We start from the raw sequence: 5,174 nt of genomic DNA, 5'->3' as shown, positions 1-5,174 counted from the left end.
CGACCTCGACCTGTCCGCCGACACCAAGGAAGCGGCGGCGCGCGCCCTCGCCGAGCGGATGGTGGCCCAGGGCCGGGTGACCGACCTGGACGGCTTCCTCGCCGACGTCGCCGCCCGTGAGGCGCAGATGCCGACCGGCCTCGACGGCGGCATCGGCATCCCGCACTGCCGCAGCGAGCATGTCACCGAGCCGACGCTGGCCTTCGGGCGCAGCGCGACCGGCGTCGACTTCGGGGCGGCGGACGGACCGGCCGACCTGATCTTCCTGATCGCCGCTCCGGCGGGCGCCGACGACGCCCACCTGACGATCCTCTCCTCACTCGCCCGGCAGCTGATGAACGCCGAGTTCACCGGCGCGCTGCGGTCGGTGGGCGACGCGAGTGCCGCCGCGGCGCTGATCCGCGGGGAGGAGCCGACCGGTGCCGGAGACGTCTCCGGAGACCTTTCCGAAGACGTCCCTGGGAACGCCTCCGAGGGCGCCGAGGACTCCGTGGCGGTCTCGGCGGCGGCCTCCGCCGAGACCGCCACGGGCAGCCCCGACGAGGGGAGTGACGAGCCCGGGCGCCCCTTCCGTATCGTCGCCGTCACCTCCTGCCCCACCGGCATCGCGCACACCTACATGGCTGCCGAGTCGCTGGAGACCGCGGGCCGCGAGGCGGGCGTCGAGGTCGCCGTCGAGACCCAGGGCTCGGCCGGTTTCACCCGGCTCGACCCGGCGGTGATCGAGGCGGCGGACGGCGTGATCTTCGCCCACGACGTGCCCGTGCGCGAGAAGGACCGCTTCGCCGGGAAACCCACCGTCGACACCGGCGTCAAGGCGGCCATCAACCGGCCCGCCGAGCTGATCGGCGAGGTCCGCGGCAAGGCGGCCCGCGGCGAGGTCACGGTGGCCGGTGCGGGCGGTTCCTCCGGCTCCTCCGGTGCGACACCCGTCGAGCGCGGTGGCGGGTCCGGTGAGGGATACGGGACGAAGCTGCGCGTCTGGCTGATGTCCGGCGTGAGCTACATGGTGCCGTTCGTCGCCGCGGGCGGTCTGCTGATCGCCCTGGGCTTCGCGATCGGCGGCTACGAGATCAACAAGGCGCCGTCGGTGATGGACCACTTCGTGTGGTCCCAGACGGACAGCTGGGCTGCGCTGCTGTTCCAGATCGGCGGCGTGGCCTTCGCCTTCCTCGTCCCGGTGCTGTCCGGTTACATCGCCTACGGCATGGCCGACCGGCCGGGCCTGGTCCCCGGCTTCGTCGGCGGCTCGATCGCGCTGACCATCAACGCCGGGTTCCTCGGCGGTCTGGCGGCCGGTCTGATCTCCGGTGCCGTGGTGATGGCGATCCAACGGGTACGCATACCGGCGGCGTTGCGCGGCATCATGCCCGTGGTGGTGATCCCGCTGATCTCCTCGGCGGTGGTCGGGTTCCTGATGTTCGTGGTGATCGGCAAGCCCATCGCGTCCGCGCAGAAGGCGATGACCGACTGGCTGAGCGACCTGTCCGGTGCCAACGCGATCCTGCTCGGCGCCCTGCTCGGCCTGATGATGTGCTTCGACCTCGGCGGCCCGGTCAACAAGGTCGCCTACGCCTTCGCCACCGCCGGTATCGCGGTCTCCGACCCCAGCGACTCGGCGATGAAGATCATGGCGGCGGTCATGGCGGCCGGTATGGTCCCGCCGCTGGCCATGGCCCTGGCCACGACCGTGCGGAGCAAGCTCTTCAACGCCGCCGAGCGCGAGAACGGCAAGGCCGCCTGGGTGCTGGGCGCCTCCTTCATCTCCGAGGGCGCGATCCCGTTCGCCGCGGCCGACCCGCTGCGGGTCATCCCGTCCTCGATGGTGGGCGGCGCGGTCACCGGCGCCCTCTCGATGGCCTTCGGCGCCACGCTGCGCGCCCCGCACGGCGGCATCTTCGTGGTCCCGCTGATCGGCAACCCGCTGCTCTACCTGGTCGCCATCGCGGCGGGCGTCTGCGTCACCACGGGCCTGGTGATCGTCCTCAAGGGCCTGCGCAAACCGGCGCCGGGAGTGGCGGCACCGGGCTCCGGTGACGCCGACCCGTCGGCCTCGGCGCCGGGGGCCAAGCAGCCGGTGGCCGCGTAAGGACGGTCTTCGCCAACCATCCACGGGCCGGGTTCCGCAGAGGGCCCGGCCCGACGGCGTGCTCGGCCCGGTGGTGCGCCAGGCCCGGTGGTGTCCTCGGCCCGGCGGTGTCCCCGGGGCCAGGAGAGGGCTAGGAGACCTGCGCCGCGCGCCGCTCCATCGCGCGGCGGGCGGAGTCCTCGCTGTCGTACACCTCGCACATGTGCCGCCCGTCTGGTGTGGCCGTGTGCTCGACCTCCCAGAGGGAGACCTCCGCGCCGTCCCGCAGCAGGAACGCGTGCTCGTAGAGCGAGAAACCGATCCGGGCGCGGCCCGTTCGGCCGGGGCCGCCGAACGCCTGGGTGATCTGGTGCGCGGACGCCGTCGCCAGCAGCGCGGCGAGGTCGGCGCCGGGCCGGTCCGGGTTCTCCGCGCGGCGCAGCAGCCGACGGGCGTGGTCCGCCGAGGCGTCGGGGACATAGGCGTGCCGCGGGGCGGGAACCGGGGACAGCTGCACCTGCACCGGCAGCTCGAAGTCCGGTGTGTCCGGCGGCAGTGCCAGCCGGGCGGTGGCGGTGCGCAGCTCCTCCTCGTCGACGTACACCTCGTGCTGCGGTTCGCGGCCCGGGGCGGTGTTGTGGACCAGCTCCCAGAGCGTGACCGCCGAGCCGTCGGCGAGCAGCCAGGTGTGCCGGTACGTCTCGCGGTGCAGCCCCGCGCTGTGATGCGCGGAGTGCAGGGAACCGTCGTGCGCCAGCGCGCAGTCCAGTTGCCGTATCGTCTCGTCGGGCAGCTCGAACGAGTTCAGGGCGCGACCGAGCAGTCGCATGAGGTGCTCCTCCGGAGACTCGGGCGACTCGGGTGGTTCGTACGCTGCCGTCTCGTACGGAACGCTCAAGGTTTCTCCCGGCGTTGCTGCATGTCACCTTGTGGGTGCATACCGTAGCCCCTCGGTCGGACATCATGTCCGGGAACCGAGAAAACGTACGTCCGAAAAACGCGCGGGCCGCGCGAAAAGTTTCCGCGCGACCCGACGGTCGGTCAAAATACGCTGCTCAGCGGCCGGTCAGGCGGCGCTTCCGGCGACCCACTCACTCCAGGCCATGTTCCAGCCGTTGAGTCCGTTGTCCGGCGCGACCGTGTCGTCCGGGGAGTTCTTGACGACCACGACGTCCCCGATGAGCGAATTGTCGTAGAACCACTTGGCGGGGGTGGCGCCCTGCCCGCCCCGGACGTCCCGCAGTCCGACACAGCCGTGACTGGTGCCCTGGCGACCGAAGGGCGGATTGCCCGGGTTGTACCAGTAGTTGCCGTGCAGGAAGGTGCCGGAGGTCGTCAGCCGGATGGCGTGCGGCACGTCCGGGATGTCGTACTCGCCGCCGAGCCCGACCGTCCGGCTGTCCATGCGGGTCTGCAGGACCTTCTCGGAGATGACCATCTGCCCGTTGTACGTGGTGTGCTGGGCGTCGCCCGCCGAGATCGGGACGCTCTTCAGGGTCTTGCCGTCGCGCACGACCGTCATGGTCTGCGTGTCGGCGTCCACCGTGGAGACCTGTGCGCGGCCCACGGTGAAGGTGACGGTCTTCTTCTGCACGCCGTAGACGTCGTTCGCGCCCTCCACCCCGTCGAGGTCGATCTTCATCGTGACCTTGGAGCCGGCCTTCCAGTACTCCTCGGGCCGGAAGTCGAGCCGCTGCGACCCGAACCAGTGCCCGACCACTTCCTGACCGCTGCTGGAGGTGACCGTGATGTGCGACTGGACGCTCTTGCGGTCGCTGATCGCCTTGTCGAACGTGAACGACACCGGCATGCCGACCCCCACCGTCGTGCCGCCGTCCGGGGTGTACGTGCCGATGAAGCTGTTGGCCGAGGAGACGGTGGTGAAGACCGAGTCGGCGGCGGCCGTGCGGCCGGCGGTGTCCTTCGCGGTCGCCGTGATCCGGTATTTCGTGCCGCGCTCCAGCTGCTCCTTCGGCTTCCAGCTGCCACCGTCGGCGGAGACCGCGCCCGGCACGACGGCACCCGTCTCCGGCACCGTCATCCTCACGTCCGTGAGCCTGCCGTCGCTGACCTTCACGCCGGTCGCGTTGATCGAGGCGCCGGTCGAACCGTTCTCCGCCGAGATCACGACCTTCGCCACCGAGGTCCTGGCGGACTCCGCCCCGCCCTTGCCGTCCTTCTTGTCCTCGGCGCTGGCGCTTCCGCCGCAGGCGGTGAGGGTGAGGGCGCCGACCATCAGGGCGGCACAGGCGCCCAGTACGCGTCGCGCAGATATGTCCGGCGTTGTCACGGGCTGCTCCAGGTTCGGGTGTTGTGCGGTGTTCGCTTCAGACCTGTAGAGGTGCCCGGCGGCCGGCGGGGTTCCCCCCGGCCGCCCGGAACGCCGACGCGTGACAGAACCGGGACAATCGCGGGCTCGGCATGACCCGCACTACTCGGGAGAGTTGCTCCTCGGACCGGTCAACCGGCGCTGGACGGGCGTCCGTAGAGCTCCTCGTACGACGGCCACGCCCCGCCCGGCCCGTCCACCGGCTCGGCGGCCCGGACGGCGCGCACGATCGCGCGCGTCACCATGTCCGCGCCCGCCGCCAGCACCTCGTTCAGCGCGAGCGGCTGGGCCGCGTCGAGGGGGCGCCGCCCGGTCGCCAGGGTGAACACCGTGTCCCCGTCGCTGAGCAGGTGCACCGGCCGCACGGCACGCGCGATGCCGTCGTGCGCCGTGCCGGCCAGCTTCTGCGCCTGTGCCTTGGACAGCTCCGCGTCGGTGGCGACCACGGCGAGCGTGGTGTTCAGCGGGGGCGGCGCGTTCCTCGCCGCGACCTCGGCGAGACGCCGCCCCGCCGCCTCGTGGACGCCCGGCGCCGGGTACTCCACCCGTCCGCCCCGGAACAACTCCCCGTACAGCACCCCCGTCTCCGGATCCGTCACCGATCCCGCCGCGTTGGCCACCACCAGCGCCGCCACCGTGATCCCCGAGTCCAGCACGGTGCTCGCGGTGCCGATACCGCCCTTCAGCGTGCCGACCACGGCTCCCGTGCCCGCCCCGACGGACCCCTCGGCCACCCCCGCGCCCGGCGCGCTCGCGTGGGCCGCCTCGGCCGCCGAC

General features: G+C 72.0%; 4 protein-coding genes. 1 reads left to right on the top strand and 3 read right to left on the bottom strand.

Features of this window, described 5'->3' with window-relative positions; genetic code table 11:
* On the top strand, positions 1 to 2,089 hold a 2,089-nt coding region (locus EBH09_RS15185; protein ID WP_121747541.1), incomplete at its 5' end, for a fructose-specific PTS transporter subunit EIIC.
* A 130-nt stretch (positions 2,090 to 2,219) separates the two neighbouring features.
* Here EBH09_RS15185 and EBH09_RS15180 read toward each other — a convergent pair.
* The 3 genes from EBH09_RS15180 to EBH09_RS38925 form a co-directional block, all read right to left on the bottom strand.
* Positions 2,220 to 2,966, bottom strand: a complete 747-nt coding sequence (locus EBH09_RS15180; protein WP_193776325.1) for a DUF6227 family protein — start codon at positions 2,964 to 2,966, stop codon at positions 2,220 to 2,222.
* Positions 2,967 to 3,134: 168 nt separating this feature from the next.
* Positions 3,135 to 4,358: an Ig-like domain-containing protein gene (locus tag EBH09_RS15175; RefSeq protein WP_121747539.1), complete on the bottom strand. Its 1,224-nt coding sequence runs from the start codon at positions 4,356 to 4,358 to the stop codon at positions 3,135 to 3,137.
* Positions 4,359 to 4,528: 170 nt separating this feature from the next.
* The coding region (locus EBH09_RS38925) for a P1 family peptidase (protein ID WP_238697319.1) at positions 4,529 to 5,174 on the bottom strand (646 nt) is incomplete at its 5' end.

The organism is Streptomyces sp. E2N166 (assembly GCF_003671715.1).
Classification (GTDB): domain Bacteria; phylum Actinomycetota; class Actinomycetes; order Streptomycetales; family Streptomycetaceae; genus Streptomyces; species Streptomyces thinghirensis.
The sequence above is the reverse complement of the archived record's forward strand: the minus strand, read 5'-3'. Positions and strand labels throughout refer to the sequence as shown.